Source organism: Sneathiella marina (genome assembly GCF_023746535.1).
In the GTDB taxonomy this organism is placed as follows: domain Bacteria; phylum Pseudomonadota; class Alphaproteobacteria; order Sneathiellales; family Sneathiellaceae; genus Sneathiella; species Sneathiella marina.
Genome location: NZ_CP098747.1, coordinates 95278 through 112011 on the forward strand (window position 1 = coordinate 95278; position 16734 = coordinate 112011).

23 protein-coding genes are annotated in these 16734 nt (G+C 44.8%); 10 read left to right on the forward strand and 13 right to left on the reverse strand.

Annotated elements, in window-relative coordinates:
- Positions 1-47: 47 nt before the first annotated feature.
- Positions 48-1250 carry a hypothetical protein gene (locus NBZ79_RS00525; protein WP_251934503.1) on the reverse strand — a complete coding sequence of 401 codons (1203 nt, stop codon included), beginning with the start codon at positions 1248-1250 and terminating at the stop codon, positions 48-50.
- 199 nt (positions 1251-1449) lie between these two features.
- Here NBZ79_RS00525 and NBZ79_RS00530 point away from each other — a divergent pair, with 199 nt between their 5' ends.
- A complete protein-coding gene (locus NBZ79_RS00530) occupies positions 1450-1821 on the forward strand; it encodes a DUF2513 domain-containing protein (RefSeq protein WP_251934505.1) in 372 nt (123 codons plus the stop codon).
- A gap of 429 nt (positions 1822-2250) precedes the next feature.
- On the opposite strand, the gene NBZ79_RS19620 is transcribed toward NBZ79_RS00530, so the two are convergent.
- On the reverse strand, positions 2251-2526 hold the full coding sequence (locus NBZ79_RS19620; protein ID WP_420854554.1) for a helix-turn-helix domain-containing protein: 276 nt from the start codon (positions 2524-2526) through the stop codon (positions 2251-2253).
- A gap of 116 nt (positions 2527-2642) precedes the next feature.
- On the opposite strand from NBZ79_RS19620, the gene NBZ79_RS00535 reads away from it, so the two are divergent.
- Genes NBZ79_RS00535 through NBZ79_RS00545 form a run of 3 tightly spaced genes read left to right on the forward strand, consistent with a single transcriptional unit; the run spans position 2643 to position 3879 of the window.
- Positions 2643-3083 carry a hypothetical protein gene (locus NBZ79_RS00535; protein ID WP_251934507.1) on the forward strand — a complete coding sequence of 147 codons (441 nt, stop codon included), beginning with the start codon at positions 2643-2645 and terminating at the stop codon, positions 3081-3083.
- Positions 3080-3667 (forward strand): hypothetical protein, encoded by a 588-nt coding sequence (locus tag NBZ79_RS00540; protein WP_251934508.1) that lies wholly within the window; start codon positions 3080-3082, stop codon positions 3665-3667. Before NBZ79_RS00535 ends, NBZ79_RS00540 begins: the two co-directional genes overlap by 4 nt.
- Positions 3664-3879: a hypothetical protein gene (locus NBZ79_RS00545; RefSeq protein ID WP_251934510.1), complete on the forward strand. Its 216-nt coding sequence runs from the start codon at positions 3664-3666 to the stop codon at positions 3877-3879. Before NBZ79_RS00540 ends, NBZ79_RS00545 begins: the two co-directional genes overlap by 4 nt.
- A gap of 59 nt (positions 3880-3938) precedes the next feature.
- On the opposite strand, the gene NBZ79_RS00550 is transcribed toward NBZ79_RS00545, so the two are convergent.
- A complete protein-coding gene (locus tag NBZ79_RS00550; protein ID WP_251934511.1) occupies positions 3939-4286 on the reverse strand; it encodes an antibiotic biosynthesis monooxygenase family protein in 348 nt (115 codons plus the stop codon).
- Positions 4287-4533: 247 nt separating this feature from the next.
- Between NBZ79_RS00550 and NBZ79_RS19545 the strand changes: the two genes are divergently transcribed.
- Positions 4534-4659: a hypothetical protein gene (locus NBZ79_RS19545; protein ID WP_256470262.1), complete on the forward strand. Its 126-nt coding sequence runs from the start codon at positions 4534-4536 to the stop codon at positions 4657-4659.
- A 130-nt stretch (positions 4660-4789) separates the two neighbouring features.
- Here the strand turns inward: NBZ79_RS19545 and NBZ79_RS00555 are convergent, their stop codons facing one another.
- A complete protein-coding gene (locus NBZ79_RS00555) occupies positions 4790-5590 on the reverse strand; it encodes a KilA-N domain-containing protein (protein ID WP_251934513.1) in 801 nt (266 codons plus the stop codon).
- A gap of 156 nt (positions 5591-5746) precedes the next feature.
- Between NBZ79_RS00555 and NBZ79_RS00560 the strand changes: the two genes are divergently transcribed.
- Positions 5747-6472, forward strand: coding sequence for a hypothetical protein (locus tag NBZ79_RS00560; RefSeq protein ID WP_251934515.1), 726 nt, complete (start codon positions 5747-5749; stop codon positions 6470-6472).
- Between the two features lie 65 nt (positions 6473-6537).
- Here NBZ79_RS00560 and NBZ79_RS00565 read toward each other — a convergent pair whose 3' ends face one another.
- Both NBZ79_RS00565 and NBZ79_RS00570 read right to left on the reverse strand, forming a co-directional pair.
- Entirely contained in the window at positions 6538-7221 is a 684-nt protein-coding gene (locus tag NBZ79_RS00565) for a hypothetical protein (protein ID WP_251934516.1), read from the reverse strand.
- 596 nt (positions 7222-7817) lie between these two features.
- Complete coding sequence (locus NBZ79_RS00570; protein WP_251934518.1) at positions 7818-8501, reverse strand: hypothetical protein; 684 nt, start codon at positions 8499-8501, stop codon at positions 7818-7820.
- Between the two features lie 107 nt (positions 8502-8608).
- Here NBZ79_RS00570 and NBZ79_RS00575 point away from each other — a divergent pair, with 107 nt between their 5' ends.
- Together NBZ79_RS00575 and NBZ79_RS00580 are read left to right on the forward strand one after the other, a co-directional pair.
- A complete protein-coding gene (locus NBZ79_RS00575; protein WP_251934520.1) occupies positions 8609-9025 on the forward strand; it encodes a hypothetical protein in 417 nt (138 codons plus the stop codon).
- 613 nt (positions 9026-9638) lie between these two features.
- The gene (locus tag NBZ79_RS00580) at positions 9639-10280 is read left to right on the forward strand and encodes a VPLPA-CTERM sorting domain-containing protein (protein WP_251934521.1); all 642 of its coding nucleotides are present in this window, start codon (positions 9639-9641) and stop codon (positions 10278-10280) included.
- A gap of 487 nt (positions 10281-10767) precedes the next feature.
- Here NBZ79_RS00580 and NBZ79_RS00585 read toward each other — a convergent pair whose 3' ends face one another.
- The 3 genes from NBZ79_RS00585 to NBZ79_RS00595 are packed head-to-tail and all read right to left on the reverse strand — an operon-like array spanning position 10768 to position 12010.
- Positions 10768-11628 (reverse strand): hypothetical protein, encoded by an 861-nt coding sequence (locus NBZ79_RS00585; protein ID WP_251934523.1) that lies wholly within the window; start codon positions 11626-11628, stop codon positions 10768-10770.
- A complete protein-coding gene (locus NBZ79_RS00590) occupies positions 11625-11852 on the reverse strand; it encodes a hypothetical protein (protein ID WP_251934524.1) in 228 nt (75 codons plus the stop codon). The genes NBZ79_RS00585 and NBZ79_RS00590 overlap by 4 nt, the downstream gene beginning before the upstream one ends.
- Positions 11849-12010: a ribbon-helix-helix domain-containing protein gene (locus NBZ79_RS00595; protein ID WP_251934525.1), complete on the reverse strand. Its 162-nt coding sequence runs from the start codon at positions 12008-12010 to the stop codon at positions 11849-11851. The genes NBZ79_RS00590 and NBZ79_RS00595 overlap by 4 nt, the downstream gene beginning before the upstream one ends.
- Before the next feature lie 331 nt (positions 12011-12341).
- Between NBZ79_RS00595 and NBZ79_RS00600 the strand changes: the two genes are divergently transcribed.
- Positions 12342-12740: a hypothetical protein gene (locus NBZ79_RS00600; RefSeq protein ID WP_251934526.1), complete on the forward strand. Its 399-nt coding sequence runs from the start codon at positions 12342-12344 to the stop codon at positions 12738-12740.
- Between the two features lie 15 nt (positions 12741-12755).
- Here the strand turns inward: NBZ79_RS00600 and NBZ79_RS00605 are convergent, their stop codons facing one another.
- Positions 12756-13292, reverse strand: coding sequence for a hypothetical protein (locus tag NBZ79_RS00605; RefSeq protein ID WP_251934527.1), 537 nt, complete (start codon positions 13290-13292; stop codon positions 12756-12758).
- Between the two features lie 381 nt (positions 13293-13673).
- Here NBZ79_RS00605 and NBZ79_RS00610 point away from each other — a divergent pair, with 381 nt between their 5' ends.
- Positions 13674-14399, forward strand: coding sequence for a hypothetical protein (locus NBZ79_RS00610; protein WP_251934528.1), 726 nt, complete (start codon positions 13674-13676; stop codon positions 14397-14399).
- A gap of 223 nt (positions 14400-14622) precedes the next feature.
- Here NBZ79_RS00610 and NBZ79_RS00615 read toward each other — a convergent pair whose 3' ends face one another.
- From NBZ79_RS00615 to NBZ79_RS00625, 3 genes are read right to left on the reverse strand one after another with little or no spacing between them, the layout of a single operon-like run.
- Complete coding sequence (locus NBZ79_RS00615) at positions 14623-16044, reverse strand: hypothetical protein (RefSeq protein WP_251934529.1); 1422 nt, start codon at positions 16042-16044, stop codon at positions 14623-14625.
- Positions 16041-16247 (reverse strand): hypothetical protein, encoded by a 207-nt coding sequence (locus NBZ79_RS00620; RefSeq protein ID WP_251934530.1) that lies wholly within the window; start codon positions 16245-16247, stop codon positions 16041-16043. The genes NBZ79_RS00615 and NBZ79_RS00620 overlap by 4 nt, the downstream gene beginning before the upstream one ends.
- 3 nt (positions 16248-16250) lie before the next feature.
- A complete protein-coding gene (locus NBZ79_RS00625) occupies positions 16251-16670 on the reverse strand; it encodes a helix-turn-helix domain-containing protein (protein ID WP_251934531.1) in 420 nt (139 codons plus the stop codon).
- Positions 16671-16734 lie beyond the last annotated feature (64 nt).

The following is a 16734-nucleotide window of genomic DNA, read 5'->3' on the forward strand; positions in this document are numbered from 1 at the left end:
TGCAGCTTTATTAAGCAGGCGGCTTAATCTCCATTCTAATCAGCAGATTAATTTTCCTTGTTTAAATTAGACAACGATTCAAGGAATTTCCCTGATTTTACCGGATCAATTCTATCCGCTTGTGCTTCAGCCCAGCTTTTCCAACGAGTAATTTCCTCAAATGCAACGCCTATCTTTCTCTCTTTCCACAGCGTAATAACATTATCAATATACTGCCTGATCTCCGAAGCTTTGCGCATAGCATCAGCATCCGATAGCAGGCGGTCAATCCGAGCTTCTTCTATAGCGACCTTCCGATCCTGCTCTTTTCGTGCCGCTTCTTCCTTGCGTTTTAGGATTTCCTTAATGAGGCTTTCTTTACGTTCAATGTCCCGCTTATAGCGCCACTGACAACTCTCACGATATTGCTCTTCGCCAGCGACAATTATACTAACGACTATATCCCGAAGACGCTTTTCAAGTTTCCCATCTTCCTTATTATCTTCCCAAAATCGTCGGATGTTCTCAGCAGGGCCGCCTCTAAAGATTACAAGACATAAGTTGCCAGTCTTTCCCTTTGGCACAATCGAATCTCTTGTGTATCGTTTGGGCTTTACAGAAGTATCCTCAAGCCAAATTTCTACAATGGTATCATTAACTTGAACTGAAAGTTCACGGGCTTTCGTATTGCGAATAGTCGGTTTCATCCCGGCTATTTCAAGCGCTGTGAAAATGGCATTAAGAATTTTCAGCCGCCTTTTCTCAAAAGGCTCATCGAATATCGGTTTGTCCCAATCGAATGGGTAAGATGATGCAAGATGTTTGGCCCGTCTTTCCTCGTCCTTCTCCAAAAGTCTACGAATTACGTGGTGTGCGTTTTCCGGAAATCTAGGCATCGTAATTTTCTTGAAGCGTGCTTCTGTTTTCGCCTTAACCTCATCAATTGTCTCATCGAAAGTAGGTGGGATAGGATTGGAATTGAGTATCTTTGCATCCGTTCGACGGTCGTAATGGTTGTCATAGTGAGAGCCACCAATCGTCACTTCATTGGACATACCAGGCTCTCGATTCAGCAAATGCTGTTGACTAACCCTTTTACCAACGGCGAGTTTCGCCCAGTAACCTCTAGGTGGTCTGGAGATGTTTGCTTTCTTGCATGCTTTAGCCAATCCGACGTCAGATAGGCCAAATTGCTTGGCAAGCGAAATCATTGGCTTAGACCAAACGAGATCATAAAGCTCTTTTCTGCTGAAGGTCTTGCTTTTACTCATGATGTTCACTTCTGTTAAACAAATACCAATGAGAAAGTAGCCTCTTCGGATATTGACTGAAAGCCTTCATAAAAATTTTTTTCGAAGGCAGCCAGAGGTTTGATTGATATAATCTGCGATAAGCGAATACAAAATACTAATCAAATCTATGTTGATGTATTTATCTTCCACTACGTATTTAGAGAAATAGGTGTAAGCGATGAAACGGGATATTGAAGTAGTTCGAAGTATTTTGCTCGCTATCGAAAATGACGATGACATTAACGGCTCATACGCTTTCTTGTATACTGAGAACGAACCAATAATTGACGAGATAGAACCACAAGTCGCTTTCTATCACTTGTGGCTCTGCGTTAATGGGGGGTTAGTAGAACCACACGGAGATTATGGGCCCGGGCATATTATGGTGAAGGGCTTGACCTGGGACGGTCACGAATTCCTTGATGCCGTTCGCAATGAAACCGTTTGGGCAAAAGTAAAAAATGAGGGAAAAGCGAAAGGTTACGAATTGACCATCGAAATAGCAAGAAATCTTGCTACGAAGTTTTTAAACGCTTCTTTTGGTCTTTAACTTAACTACTCAAAATGCTTATAGAAGCATCCACTTCAGCCATCGTTATTTTTCCGCAAATTTAGCCCTCATCTCCTCCAAAACTTCAAAATCACCTCCGTTTGGTTCCTATTGTTCCAGAGTGAAAATATTTCTTATAACGAAATCTCTTCGACTACCAGGTCTCTATTCCGGCCACGGCTCCAATTTGTTATTATAACTATTCTCTTCCTTTTCTTTAGTCTCTCCAAATACAAGCCGCACTTCTTTTGCGGTTATTATACATTCGGTAATGATTAGGTCGCAGCTTTGTGCTGCGTTCATAACACGCCTAATATTAGCCTCAGTGATTGTCGCGACGCGCGTCATTGTTTCTTAAATGTCTTTCATTGTCACAAAGTTGAAAAATTTACTGGCATACGCCATTCGAACGGCCCTTGCGAATTGCGCTTAAGTTATTTCCTTGTCCTTGGCTAATCGAACGCCTGGACCAGCAAGATCGTCACCAGCTACAAACAATAAACCCCTTTCCCGAAATACTTTGGCGAAAGCTTCCATTGATGACCTATGCGGTTTCGTCTGCTCGGTTTCGATGCGGCTAACGGTGGTAGCGTGTATTCCGGACAAGCTGCCGAGTTCCCTGACAGTCATTTGAAGGGCAGCACGGGCCATACGGAGTTGGACTGGCAAGATAACTATTTGTGTATAAGTTGACATTATAAGCATTATACGATTATTATGCCTATACTGCAAGTTAATGCTTTGCAATAAAAACGGGCCAGGAGGTGCTTCAACACCAACCCAGCCCTAATCACAACCGAGCTTACACAAGGAGCTAGGCCATGACTGAGTTACATATAGACTCGAAATCCGTAAATTACGATAGACGTTCTGCACTTAAGGGTGCTGCACCGCTTCCGCTAATCCCTTTCATGCTTCCAAATGGTGATGAAGCACTAGCCGCACCGCCTAAAGACCGCGCGGTGCGCCTGTGGCGTGAGTGGCGAGCGCACAAGCCAATTGTTGATGGACTCATTGACGAAGCAGAAGAAACGGAAAACACTGATATTTCGGAAGATGATTTTGCTAACCTTGAAGCCCGCCTTGACGCGGCGCTCGCCCGTGATCTGGAGCTAGAAATTGCAGTTATGACCGAACGCCCGACAACTGGCGAGGGTGCGGGCCTGCGATTAAAGACCATACTTGATTGCGAGTGGGTTAACGATACCGACTATCTGGCGCTTTTCATTAAAGACCTTGTTGGTTTCGGGAGGTTATCATGACCAATTCCGTAAACCTTGATAGACGTACTGCTTTAAAGGGAGTCGCCCTTATTCCGCTAGCAACGGTGCCTTTGCGTTCCTCCCCCGTAGCGATAGACCCCTCCTTAGTCTTATGGGACGCCTATGAGACACAGGAACAGATTGAAATGGTTGCGAGCGATTGCCTTGATCTTGCAGAGGCGGAATTACCTTCCGGTAAATATAAGTTCAAATATGGTAAGGTTTCGAACCATGAGGAATTGGACGAATGCCGAAAGGCTTGGCAGGGTTTTAACAATGCGCGGGGTACCCAGAAAGACATCGATGAAGAATTTGCTAAATATCACAAAGGTTTGGACCAGGTTATTGCAAAACGTGAGACTGCTAAGGAGGCACTCAATATAGATGCTTTGGAAGCAGACTATAATCGTCAGTTAGAAAAAGGTCGCCAGTATCTAAATGACTATTTTTCAAGCACTCCGACCACACCAGAAGGCTTGGCAAAGATGGTAGAAAACCACTTTGTCTTTGATGCCAGTAAATACGAAAAGGCTAAGGAAAGGTTCCTTGCTGATCTGCCCGAAATGTTAAGGGGGCTATCATGACCGACACAAAATTTAAGCAGCCCGTGATTGCGGCAAAAACATCATTTCCTCCGCTACCGCTCATTTCTGTTCTTAGGACATGGTATTATTACCGGCCTGATTGGGATACGCGGTCCGGTAAGGAGTGCTTTTATGCGGAGACTGATATAGTGTTGGATGAAAATATAGATGTGCCGGGGTATCGCCCCCATGCAATTTGTCACGACGTTTGACCGTCATTTAATGGAGACTTGAAAAGGGAAGCTTCGGCTCCCCTTATCTTTTTACATAACTAACTAATATGCTCGGCCTTGCTGTCGCCTGGCGCTTCGTCACGTTCATTCATGCCATAGTCCCGTATTACGCTGGCGATACGTATTCTGTAGTCTCTGAAAACCGAGGCGCGGCCTTCTGTTTGGGCGTTACGATGCTTGGACTTATTGCGCCATTGCTCGACCGCCGCTTCATCGCGAAAGAAGGATAAGGATAGTATTTTCGTTTCGTCCGTTAGGCTTTGAAACCGTTCAACAGAGATAAATCCATCGATTTCCTCAAGCACAGGACGCAGGCTCGCTGCAATATCCAGATATTGCTGCTTGTGCTCAGGATGTGGATATACTTCAAAAATGACTGCAATCATGCTCGTTTGCCTTTATGATCTGCTCTCCCCAATTACAATATTTCTAATGCCTTGAGGATGGAATACGCCTTTCTTAAGGGTGCCCGAAAGCCCAATTCTTGTATAGGAAATAGTCGTACTGACAGCATGCACGGGAGGTTAGCAGATGTCATCTACCTGCTAAAGAAACAAGACTATTGAAGGACCATTACTGAAAGCCCTACGCAATGGCAACCAGTTAAGAAAACTTCTTGGAAAGGACAAATAAATGCGTGAAGTGTCAGTTAATGCTTGGCCGTGCGCCGGAACCCACATGGATGACTGGCTAGACAGGAAGGATAACGGTATGGAGGTTGAGACGACATGGGAAGAAAGAATGGAAAACTTCGCTTAAGCATATCTTCCAGCCAAAAGTGAATGTACCAACTAAAAAGGAGCACAAGAGAGCATCGGTTCTCCAATAAAAAAGGCGACTCCTGAGAACCGCCCTGATTTGCCTATTTGTGCCGCCTTTAATCTTCGTCTTACTCAAGAAATCCCGCGATATCTCTATAATTCGGTAGGGCTAGGAGGTTTTCAAGAAAAGGTAGAGCTGCTTGATCTCGAGGGCCAAAATAATCTAATGCTCTTTTGGCCATCCATTCCTCGGCAAAGTGCCGACGAAACATTGGTAAAAGATTGTTTGGATAAGCTCGGGCGGTCACTACCCTTCCATCTTCATATATGTGGCTATATTGAGGCATGCTATCCGGGTCGTACCCATTATCTCGAAGAAACTTAGAAAACATCCTACCCTCTGAAATGTCAGGGACCATACTGTCCGGCAAGACATACCCCATATGTTCAAGAGGCGCTATCAAGGCTACCGTCATTTCATTAAGCATTGAAAAATGCCCATTAGGAACATTGCCCATATTTGCCATATAGCGGCGCAGATGGTACGGAAGGTTACCGCCTGGAATTTTTCCAGACATCCAATCCATAATCCATTGCGTCACTTGAACAGCAAATTTCGGCGATAACCACTGCGCCAAATGTATAGCTACTTGTGGGTGCACCCAAGTTCCTTGCATAGTCGGCACACCACCTTTGATGCTTTGCACCAATCCCGAAACGGGAATTCCCGTTTCGGACGATAACTCATCAATAAATAGAGGGGTGGTCTTTAATCGGGCGTAGTCGTTAAATTGTCTGCCTGCAGCCTTGCACATCGCGGTTGCGTTGACATATCCATCTTTTACACGTTGATGAATTACCTCACGCTCGATTTCATACTGAACCAGAGGTAGCCCTATTTGAAAGTTAGGAGGATTCTCGTTAGCCACTATTTTATCCCTTCACTCGCCAATTTTGTGATGTTGAATAGTCCATTATACCGTAGATGGTATGCAAATGTAGTAGAAAACAACCTCCATTTTCAACACGCTTTATCCGTATTGCGTGCTATAGTTTGGGTACTACTACTTCCAATGAGGGGCGTTATGAGTACTGGTGCTTGGCAAGTCCTAATTTTGTTAGCAATCGGCATTGTGCCTGCGCTAACATCCATATCCGTAGCTCGCAATAACGATAAAACCCTTGACCGACTACCGTTTTTGTATCGGCTTATCTGGTATGTTGTTTTGTTTTTGGCAATTAATTTCCTAGCAGAACTACTTACATTTCAAACTACTTACGGCCCCCAGATAATCTTTGGTTTAGTGGCAATTGGGTCTAACATAATTTTGATGTACCTTCTTGTTCAAGCTATTTGCTTCCGCTTAAGGAGCGCCGGCATCTCCATCTGGTGGGGATTGTTATTTTTACTTCCCATTATAAATCTACTGCTACTTCTATTCTGTGTTTTTAAGGCAGGAGACCCTAAGTTTATAGATACCAGTTCAAACACTGAAATCAGGACACAGGCGACATTTGCTACACGTATTCTTGTGCTTATGGGCGCTGCAGCATATTTCGGTTATTTTCTACTGGGCGTATTCCAGATTGCGGCAATCATGGCTGGTGTAGAATACTGGCTCGGCTGGCATTGGGTTTTTTCTGCATTCATTGGTCTTTTTCTGGCTTACATCCCCGTTATTGGTACGGTAGCAGGGGTAACAGGCGCGATCTACGGATGGGGGTGGCCTGTACTACAAGCTGTCGTATTGTTTTTCGGTCCGTTGGCCTTTATATTCATTATTGGAATTATGGCAGACAGGTCACGCTAACAACCCTACCAGTAGACAACCTCCTCCATTTTCGAATTAAGGCCCATTTTACAGGAAGCAATCTGCTAGCTGGCAGGGGCTTTTTGGATAATAAAATCAATTTTGTTTTTATTGTTATCCCAACCGGTTCCATGAAATTTTTCCCCTTCGACATCCAGAAACCCGATTGCACTTGTTCTGTCAGTGCATTTAATTTCCCAATCATCCGTTCCATCCTGCCGACCATATCTCAGAATCATGCTGCAGGTTTTTCCGGCCACAAGGGTAGTTTGTTTCACAATCTTCGCTCTGCTATATTCTTCTACTAATACTGAGTGAACCTTGCGGCCCTCAAGCAGACTATCCCAGGCGAGATCAAGTACGTATTGATGGGTGAAAGCTGCCGCTGCTGCCTCGACCGCGGCCTTTGCTTTATAGCATTGTCTAGAGCTTTTTATTGCGTCATCGCTCGATACATCGTCATAGACCATAAGACCTTGCATGAAGCGGCCATCAAAAGAGTATTTGTTCAAGAGAGCTAAACCCGCGTCATTTTCAGAAGCAATACCGTGATGCTTCTCGCACAAATTGCTAAAAGCAAACCAAACACCAACTGTGTAAGGATCATTCAGGTCAACGTCAGATATATCAACCGGTTTTTGATTTGTTGTAACGCACCCGGACAGTAAGGCCAAAACCAGCAGAACGACAAAATACCTCATACGCAACTCCATAAACCAATTTTTACTTAAGATAGTGCGAGAGCGCATTTCAAAACAACTTATATTTTCCTCAATACATCCGCGCAAGAGTTGTTATATTGCAGACATGAAACACTTAATATTATTCGCTACGTTAGTTTTAGTCGCCTGCGGTCCCAAAGGAAACGGGGGCACAGCGCCCTTACAAGACGCTACCCCTCCAAAGCTAGCGGCGCTCCCAAAGGGCGCCCCTCACCCAAGACTAAGCAGTGATTTTCCATGGAGTGCCTTAAAATCTCCCCTTTCTACGGGAAAAGACGCCGAGATTCACTCAGTATTTAATGACCCCGACCAGATGGAGAAGAACTTCCTTGTGATTTTAACCGCTACTGACGAGGCAAAGAAAGATCTTGGCACAAAGGCGTTTGGCCCTGCAGCTGCGTCGGCGTATGTAACAATAAGCGAAATTTGCAAAGACATTTCGACTCGTACCGCGCTAATGAGTGGCTGGAAATTCAATTTTTACCTGGTGCCTGACACAGACACAGAAAAAGTACTCGCCAAGCTCATTTATCATCAATCGACGTGCCCTTAAGAATAACGGATTACTCATAATGACATTAAGACCGCGCATAGAAAAACCCCGCCATTTTCCACAAGAAATTCTAGCTCTTTGCGGGTGCTGGTAACATCAGGAATTCTATTGGATTCCCTGCCTCGTCAATGCCAGAGCCTTGAAAACCTAAACCTATACCGCGTGTCCATAGTGTACCGCCGGCCTTTGTTCCATCGGTACAATTGATTTCCCATTTTTTGCCCTCATTGTGGGTTTCAAAAATAGCGTCACACGTTTTTCCTCCCGCAATTGTGAAGGATTTTACAGAGCTGACCCGCCCTTCTTGCTTAACCATGACAGGATAAACGTCTCTGAAACGAATGACATTTTTCCAACTTACATCTAGATAATATCTGGTATTACCATACTTGATTTGAACTGACGCAGCAGACGTCATTGCTGGATAACGCTCGCTATAAACAGCTTCAACCACAGCTCTTGATCTATCACACCCCCCCAAATTCGTAATACCGCCCGCATTTATTAAATTATGGTTTAGGTCATACCCGTTTTTAAATCGCGAGTTTCCCGCGTATAGGTCTTTGACCGCACTAATTTTCTGCACGCTTGCACTATCTCCGAGGAAATAACCACACAGTTCACTATTTGTGATATGCCAACCCACCGAATAAGGGCTATTGAGGTTAACATCAGAAATATCTACTGGCTGGTCCCCGGTTGTATTACACCCCACCAATACGAGAAAACTCAGCAGCACTGCAAAATACTTCATACTCAACCCCGTAAATCTACATATACTCATGATAGTATGTAACCGAATCTTAAAACAACCCTAAATCTCAAATAGATTTACCCGATAGGTTGTGCTAATTTGAGAGAATGAAACTCTTGCTTATACTCTTTGGGCTAGTCCTTGCCAGTTGCACTACGGCGACCCAAGGCTCCAATTTAGTCAATCAATATCTCGAAGAGGCAAATGCTGGTCTTCCGTTTACCGTGTTCCCAATTGAAGTTCAGCGTGTTGAACAGCGCAATAATAGCCTAGTTACTTTTGTTTATATTGACGCCAACAAGGTTCCAGTAGCTGAACACTCCAAGGCTAAGCTTGTGGGAATTTCTGCATCTCTAAAAGAAATGACTAAAATATGCCATAGCCCTTACTACAGTGACCTTCGAGAGCTCGGATACGATTTTATTATGAATTTTTATGGTATAGGGTTTAAGGAAAGCATACGAAGAGAATTGCCGGTAACTCCTGCAAATTGTGAAGACGCGGAGAAATTAGCCAATACTTGAAGCACCCTGTTCTTTTCCACAATCATTTCCGCATGGGCACAAGAGGTTTGACTTTCCATCACATTCACGACAGATCATGAACCGCCTTCTCATTGCTCTTCTTTTTCTGCAATTGAGTGCTTGCACTGTCGACCAAAAGTCAAAGCAAACGGTTTCCTTTTATCAATCTGCTGACCCGTCGATTAATTGGCAAAGGATGCCAAAGCCGAAATCTCTTGTACCAGGTGCTTCGATAACTTCCTCGATGAAAGATACAGCAAGCAAATCACATATGTTTCTTGTTGAGTTGACCGAAACACGGCCCGAGAAGCGCCTGTTGAAGGAACATGTTTATAGTCCGACTATATGGAGGCTAAACAAGTACCTGGACAAAACGTGCGGCGACGCTCATATGCGTGCAAATCTCAGTGATGGCTGGACGTATACATATATTTTAGTGCCAGCGGTTGAGCCTACAAAGATGCTATCAAAGGTTATATATCTGCAAAAGACATGTGAAGCGGTTTCTAGCTAGGCCGCCTAACTCCTGCAGAATATTAACCATAAATTAGTATTAAATTGACTCTTTTGGAGCTTCATACTTATGCTTACTCAACCTGTGGGAGGGCTGACTATGATACGAATACTCGCTTTTATTCTCTGTATGCTGCCGTTTGGCGCGTCCGCTGCCAGTGTTATGACATTCACCGACTTGGGTTATGAGTTCGGCGGTACGCCGACTTATGTCGAAGATGGAATAACTGCTACTACTTCGGGTCTGGCGCTCGGTTCCCATCACAATCCAGGCACCGCACACATGGATGACAGAGCAACAGCTTTTGCCTCAGAAATAGTATTCACCATGGCCGGTCGCTTTGACGCTTATAGCTTTGATTTCTTTCCGATCTTAGGCGGCGCAGGACTGTATAAGTGCGATATTGGTCCTAGCAACTGCAACACTATTGAGTATCAAGACGTGAAACTCTCCGGAGAGCGTGATGGTATCGCCGTGGCGACCACTTTATTCTCAAGCGGTGACTTGCCAAACACTTATGAACTAGGGTCCGCTTTCTCTAACCTTGATAAGTTTACTATTTCGCTATTGTCCGCAATCGAAGGAGAAATCGGGGATAAATATTTTGGCTGTTTGAGTATTACTTGTACGCATTGGGATATCGATAATGTAACACTCTCTGCTGTGCCTCTGCCTGCTGCATTGCCTCTCTTCGGTGCAGGTCTTTTGGTTCTTGGTCTTGTTAGACGGTTCCGAGGATAAAATAACTTTGACCTTTGCCGCCTACCGGAAGCATTTCTCTATAAGACTCCACGATATCTGGACAGCGGAAACGTAGTGGGTTACCGCAGATTGCGATGTTTCGGCCACCCCATACGTTTATCCATTCCCACAAGTCCGTGCCATCCGGTGGCCATACAACAAGCAACAGCCTATCACCATGCTTGGCAAGATCGAGATGGTTACCCCGAAGGACACCCGGCCCTCTTGGATGAGGATCATAACCTATAACATCAACGCCTGACCTTTTTAGTATGTCCAGCCAGATGCCTTGGCCTGCACCGCACTCTACAATCTTATGAGGGCATAACCTCCCCAAAACCTCTGGTGTAGGTAACGCGAGAGGTATCATACGTCCGTAACTTCTCCGTTCGTAGTATCACCCGTAGACGGATCGTTATCACCATTCCAGGCGTCTTCTTCACCATTTTGTATCCAAATGTGTGATAAGGGGTATCCGGGAACAAGATTAAGCAAGCTTTCTCCCTTTCTGGCTATCCATCATGGTTCGTCGTCTGAATTGCGAGATAGCCCCTAAAATTAGACACAAGGGAATTCCTGTTTTTATTAACACTCGCCCTAAAGCGTTATCTTCTTCAACCGCATGCATTTTGTACGCCATATGCTCAGACCAGGGCTTGGCAAGGATGTGAACAAGCTTGGTAGCCAATAGTGACTTCTGCATCAATTTAACTACCGGTACAGCCCATAGGAGATAGCCTGCCCTGACAACCGGATCGACAGTCTTTGCGTATTCTTCGTCGGCTCGCCAAATATGTTCCGGCATAAATCCCTGCCGGTGCAATTCAGTGCAAATGACCTTGTCGCCACTTGGTCCTGCTGCCCCGCTCCCTGCTGCAGTGCCTGGTATACCAACGCCCAAACCATGGCTGGCTGCTTCTGCTGTACCCGCATCCAAACCCATAGCCTCATTCTCAGCCTGCGCCGCTTGTTGGCTAGCTGCTTCACTCGCGTTCATACCCTCCGCGTTCATGCCATTAGCAAGCGCTACGGATAGCATTGCTTTGCTTATACCTGGCATCAAGCCCACCGGCCCCACAGGTGCCACAGATAGGCCTTTGCCAATTGCATGCGCCATCGATATTCCGGCCATTTGCTCCGCTGCTGTCATGCTTCCAACATCTGCTGTTGCGCTATCTGCAGCTTCGTTACCATCCGCAGGATTAGGGTCTGAATTCCAACGGCCATTCCCTAAAGGCCTCTGAACTACCGGCGGAGTAACGTACGGCGAAAGGTTGAGCAGCCCTGGGGTGTATTGGTTCGGGTAACTGTTCAAAAGATAGGTTGGCGTCGTATTCAATAAACTCATTGGGCGTCCCTCTCGGCATCTTCATACGCCGTGACTTCAATCAGACTATTTAGCTTCAGGCGATATGCCTTGTCGCTGCAGTCACCAATATCCGCCTCAGCGCCGCTGTGAATGGCCTTTAGGCTCCAATAGGGAAATACAGCCTGAATACGGCTTACTGCCGCTTCTGGCGTATCCTCACGCTGTACAATGGCGCGTATGCAATGTGGGAAAGGATCTGTCATGCCGTCACTTGCTCTAACGTGTTTAGATACTCCCGAACAGCAGCCCGGATGAGTTCTGACATAGTTTGCTCTTTTGTAGCTGCGGCTTCTTGTACTCGCTCAACAAGAGACGGTGAAAACCGAAGATGTAGATGGCGGTCGAAAACTGTTGAATTCATTAAAAACCCCATAGGAACACATCATGAACATTATACAGTAAGAACGGCTTGTTAACAATACAAACACTCACTTTTATGAGTGCATAATTGGGATAAAGTATTTTAAGGTGACAAGCACCAAAACCGACCGGTTGAAGTTCGAAGGATAATAGATTTAATGAAAATCGTTGAAGTACGCAGACATACTATACGGCGAAAGCAGACTGCACATCTATCATCAGAGGGAATAGAGCTAGCCATTTACACAGGAGCTAGAATGGGCAGTTATGACCGTGTGATTACCAGCACGCTGCCTAGAGCTATCGAAACAGCTATCGTAATGGGATAGGAGGTGACTGAGTGTATTGAAGAGTTGGGAAGTATATCTGATGGAATACTTGAGAAATTAGATTGGCCAAATACTCTCCAAGCTATTTCTGAAGTCATCAAAACAAATAATTACTGTTTCCGGTTCGCGAGACAGCAAGCGTTAATTTGGTTTGAATGTATTAGAGATCTTCATGACGAAAGTAGCGTTTTGATAATATCTCATGGCGGTATTATCGAATTGGGAGCATTGGGTAGCTTTGAGCTTGATGAACATTCAGCGTCGATAGGGGCATTTGGTTATTGCGAAGGATTCATTCTTGAGTACAGTGATGACAAATGTGTAGGACTAAATTTGGAACTCATGCCGGAAAGCAAGAAAGAACTTAATCGTAAATACATCATTTCCTTAACCTACTTGTGATAATGCTGTTCTGGATCAACACCCCGTAACTCTCAGATGAAAATTACCTCCTCGAACCCCACTATCAATATGTTTTACTACATCGGCCACGTTTGTCTTCGTTTCATGTTGTTCGGAAAACAAATACTTTCCACATCCCCGATTCCAATCCAAATGAATGGGGAATAGATAGGCCCCATTTGAATTAAGAAGCCTAAAATTAAACGTGCAATCGACCCAATCTCTATTAGTAGCTTTTGCCACAGGCGTTTCTACTTCAAATGAAATGGTGTACAGGACATTATTACTACCATAATCCTGCATATCTAAACTCATGTTGCGCACATATGTAATCCAATCATAACTCTTTAGCTGAACATCGTTCCAATAAAGAATTTTGCGAGCAAATAGTGAACTTTCGCCATCCGTTTTTTCAACTGATTTGCTGCTGATTTCATTTAACGAAATTACCACGTCTGTTTCTTCTTCATTAATGAAAGGATCATCTTTCATCCAACTAAATTCTTCAAAGTCAATCAACTTGAAGTCAGGTTTTTGGCTTCGTTTAGTCATGAATATTCTCCAATCGAATTTATAGTAGTAGGCGAATTCTCTCAATAGAGTGCACCAAATAATAATATTTTGCAACCTAACCGTGATCCCATGGGATGTCGTAATCTAGCAGTAACTACTTGAAAAAGGATTGAGTAAAACTCGGAAAATGCCACGCCCAGCATTTCGAAATTCCAATTAGGAATCAGATGCACGCCATACTACATTAGTGTTACGATGGAACTGATATAATCTGACTGGTTATCAGTTTCACCAGGATTTTCATGCAACAAATTTTCAGTATTTGTGTAGTTTTTCAGTTTCGTTTCACTACGAACACCATACCTAACTCACATTCACCTGTGAATTCGGCCATAATTGCTGTGTAAAGGACTATTCGATATGAAAACCGCATTTCAGCTTGCCAAAGAGTTTTGGCTTCCGTTAATAGTCGCTATCGCATGGACGTTCTTCAATTTTTACCCTCAGACTTTCGAAGACATACCTATTGCAGGAATTATCAATATATTCGGGCCAACATTTTTCTTGGCAAGCTGGTTGTCAGGACAATATTTTAGGGTTCGCAAACAAACTCGTGTGCAAGATGACCTCTCACGCTTAATTGAAAAAACTTCAAGCTTGCTTGAACGGCTGGATGAGAAAACAGCTGACTTGGTCAGTCATATTACCGGTGGTGACAGCTTTTGCTTCATGGCTCACTCTAATCTCATGCCCGGTGTCGATAGGGCAATGACCATGATTATACACCAAGGAATTCATCCACTTTACGATATTCGCGCTCGGATTGTTGATTTACAAGCGTTTAGGTCAGTTCAAAATAAATTAACGCCCGAAAATTTGAACAAGGCGGAGTTACATCGATCCTACGGCGAGTTGACCCGGGGTCTTTGTACAGACTCAGAGGTTTGGGATTTAGGAAAAGGAACGGAACGAGATTTTAATATATTTTGGACAACGAGAAGCGGTCCTTTTTCTCAGTACCTGAAGTATAGAAAGCACAATAACCGCTGGATATATGCGACGAAAGTAGTTCGGGGGAATGATGTGCTATACGAAACTATTCAAGAAGATTTTCCGCGAAATACTGCCGGGGAAGTCGATTGGTAAATTTTTTTGATGCTATGCTCCTAATGCTTGGATTGGTGTTACGATTGAGATTCCTGCATTTCACGAAAAAAGGCATGGGATTGCTTCCGGATTTCAATTTCCTCCTTCGTCCAATAGCCGTGTTTATGGTTCCTGTTCTTCGGGCCTGTGGGCGCGCCAGTTGACGTTCCACCGTACATCCTGCGTCTATCGCCTGCGACGGACAGTGTATCTGAATAGGAGCTTATGCCGCCCCTTCCAAAAAAATCAGTTCAAAACTGTTTTTAAACCAACCATCAAGCTCTTCCTTTTCGAGACTCTTGCGAATTTGCTCAAGCTCCTCCTGCGATGGCCTTAGCGCCTCAAGGACAATCGGCTCTGGCTTGCCTCTGTTTATGTAGTGGCGGCGGTCGTCTCCTTCCGCCATTGTTGAATGAGCGTAGTAAAGATGTTCCATAGACCGGTTGAACGTTTTTGTCGCATCTCGAAGATCTGCCTGCCATTCCCTGGTGAGATGTGAAAAGAAATCAATCTCAAGGTACTCTGAAATCGCGTCGAGTGTCGCCAGCTTCACCATGAATGCTTGTGCCTTATGGCTGGCGTTGGTGTTCATGCCATCAAACAGGGATGGGCCGATCCGCTCCACGGCCTTCTCGAAGGCGTTCAACCTAATAGCAGCATCTGCACCGAAGGATTGGAAATGGCCGTTATCGTCCAAATGCCCGCCGTCAAAAGGCTCTTGAATAATCGCGACTGGTCGGCAATACGGCAAGTCTGCGTGCATTTCTGCCTGCACGTATTTCTCCATGAGGGCTTGCCATTCCGGGAGTTGCGACTTTAGAGAATAAAGGTGCTTGCCCTGGCATCCGCAAATCACGTATTCACAATGAAGGTCCTGTAGTGCCTCGCTCGTTTCTTCGCCCATCAATGTTTTCAAATCGAGCCATTCCGGCATGACATTGACCGCCGTTTCCCCTATCTCTGGCCATTGCTCCCGCATGACGTCCGTTGGATGTTCCGCCTCAAACACAAGGTCCCCACTGGCAATATGTTCTCTGATGCTATCTAACGCCTTCTCACCGTACTTACTGGCATCCTCTGGAAAAGCGTCAATGTAATCCCACCAAAGCAAATCACCATATTCATCCGTTTCGATCCGTGCCTTCTCTTTTTCCGGGAGTATTTCATGAGCCCGCCGGACAAACACGTCTTGAATGGAATACCAGCCCTCTAAGCGTCTCTGTTTCTGATGCTCTACGCTGTCAATTCGGTATTGTGCTGCCGCCTTCTCGGTCATGACAAGAGGCTGATATAATTGGTCGGCTTTGTTCAGATATGCCAGTTCTCCAAGGTTCATTGCCAGCTGAATTCGATTGATAGTCGCCCGTGCGTCCAGGGATAAGGATAGTGCATTGTAAATCTCGGCATGGAATTCTTGCGAAAGTCCTACCCATTTATTAAAGGTTTCCGCTTTATGTGGCTGACCAGACAGATTTTTGTCTTGTATCGCGTCTAGCTCTTTTTCTGTGAAAGCAGGTTGCTCCTGTCGCAATTCCTGTGCCCATGATCCCAAACGAAGTTTTACAACCTCCATTGCTGATAAATTGCCGCTCGTTGCGGCTCTGATTTTACGTGTATTAGCCAAATCAATTACTCCTTCACTCATTTTCGCGCTCCTATTACATGCTCCATCGCTTCAACCTTTTTCTGGAGATCGGCGATGTCATAGGCCCGCAACATTGCGTTCAATATTGATGTTTCCTTTGCTGCCTGACCGTCACTAATCAGCCCCGCTCTATACCTGTGGAGCGTGTTACCAAGATCCTGTAAAATTGTCTCCCCGTTCACATCTGTCTTACTTTCGTTCATTGTTCAGCCTTTCAATTTCTTGAGGCTTCTTACCTCAGAGTCCGGCAAGGGCCTGATTTCAACAAACTCCTCTTTCAGTGCCAGCGTGTATTGCATATGAACGCCAAATAGCTTGTCTGTTGAAAGTTCACTAAGATCTCTAGATCTCAATTCTTCATCCAGGCGTTTTAACTGCTCCCCAAGAAGCCGGATGCGTCGCTCTTTGGACATAAAGAATTCTTCATACAGCGCGTCGAGAGCGATGGCACGGGCTGAGGCTATTTCTTCCTCAAGGTCACTGTTCCAATTCGAAAGTGTAGATTTTGATACACCTATTTCCTCAGATATCTGGCTATAAGATTTTCCAACCGCTCGCATATGCACGAAAGATGTTTTCTTTTCTTCTCTGCCCATATCGTTGTTAAAAGCTATTGTTGCTGTCATTGCCTCTCATCCCATTGTGTAAAGTTGTCATCCATAATGTGTTCCTTGTACATAGAGTGGTAAT

What these genes read in the sequence shown, in the direction of transcription:
- NBZ79_RS00525 (WP_251934503.1), bottom strand. Translation starts at nt 1,250, where the DNA reads ATGAGTAAAAGCAAGACCTTCAGCAGAAAAGAGCTTTATGATCTCGTT.
- NBZ79_RS00530 (WP_251934505.1), top strand. Translation starts at nt 1,450, where the DNA reads ATGAAACGGGATATTGAAGTAGTTCGAAGTATTTTGCTCGCTATCGAA.
- NBZ79_RS19620 (WP_420854554.1), bottom strand. Translation starts at nt 2,526, where the DNA reads ATGCTTATAATGTCAACTTATACACAAATAGTTATCTTGCCAGTCCAA.
- NBZ79_RS00535 (WP_251934507.1), top strand. Translation starts at nt 2,643, where the DNA reads ATGACTGAGTTACATATAGACTCGAAATCCGTAAATTACGATAGACGT.
- NBZ79_RS00540 (WP_251934508.1), top strand. Translation starts at nt 3,080, where the DNA reads ATGACCAATTCCGTAAACCTTGATAGACGTACTGCTTTAAAGGGAGTC.
- NBZ79_RS00545 (WP_251934510.1), top strand. Translation starts at nt 3,664, where the DNA reads ATGACCGACACAAAATTTAAGCAGCCCGTGATTGCGGCAAAAACATCA.
- NBZ79_RS00550 (WP_251934511.1), bottom strand. Translation starts at nt 4,286, where the DNA reads ATGATTGCAGTCATTTTTGAAGTATATCCACATCCTGAGCACAAGCAG.
- NBZ79_RS19545 (WP_256470262.1), top strand. Translation starts at nt 4,534, where the DNA reads ATGCGTGAAGTGTCAGTTAATGCTTGGCCGTGCGCCGGAACCCACATG.
- NBZ79_RS00560 (WP_251934515.1), top strand. Translation starts at nt 5,747, where the DNA reads ATGAGTACTGGTGCTTGGCAAGTCCTAATTTTGTTAGCAATCGGCATT.
- NBZ79_RS00565 (WP_251934516.1), bottom strand. Translation starts at nt 7,221, where the DNA reads ATGCGCTCTCGCACTATCTTAAGTAAAAATTGGTTTATGGAGTTGCGT.
- NBZ79_RS00570 (WP_251934518.1), bottom strand. Translation starts at nt 8,501, where the DNA reads ATGAAGTATTTTGCAGTGCTGCTGAGTTTTCTCGTATTGGTGGGGTGT.
- NBZ79_RS00575 (WP_251934520.1), top strand. Translation starts at nt 8,609, where the DNA reads ATGAAACTCTTGCTTATACTCTTTGGGCTAGTCCTTGCCAGTTGCACT.
- NBZ79_RS00580 (WP_251934521.1), top strand. Translation starts at nt 9,639, where the DNA reads ATGATACGAATACTCGCTTTTATTCTCTGTATGCTGCCGTTTGGCGCG.
- NBZ79_RS00585 (WP_251934523.1), bottom strand. Translation starts at nt 11,628, where the DNA reads ATGAGTTTATTGAATACGACGCCAACCTATCTTTTGAACAGTTACCCG.
- NBZ79_RS00590 (WP_251934524.1), bottom strand. Translation starts at nt 11,852, where the DNA reads ATGACAGATCCTTTCCCACATTGCATACGCGCCATTGTACAGCGTGAG.
- NBZ79_RS00595 (WP_251934525.1), bottom strand. Translation starts at nt 12,010, where the DNA reads ATGAATTCAACAGTTTTCGACCGCCATCTACATCTTCGGTTTTCACCG.
- NBZ79_RS00605 (WP_251934527.1), bottom strand. Translation starts at nt 13,292, where the DNA reads ATGACTAAACGAAGCCAAAAACCTGACTTCAAGTTGATTGACTTTGAA.
- NBZ79_RS00610 (WP_251934528.1), top strand. Translation starts at nt 13,674, where the DNA reads ATGAAAACCGCATTTCAGCTTGCCAAAGAGTTTTGGCTTCCGTTAATA.
- NBZ79_RS00615 (WP_251934529.1), bottom strand. Translation starts at nt 16,044, where the DNA reads ATGAGTGAAGGAGTAATTGATTTGGCTAATACACGTAAAATCAGAGCC.
- NBZ79_RS00620 (WP_251934530.1), bottom strand. Translation starts at nt 16,247, where the DNA reads ATGAACGAAAGTAAGACAGATGTGAACGGGGAGACAATTTTACAGGAT.
- NBZ79_RS00625 (WP_251934531.1), bottom strand. Translation starts at nt 16,670, where the DNA reads ATGACAGCAACAATAGCTTTTAACAACGATATGGGCAGAGAAGAAAAG.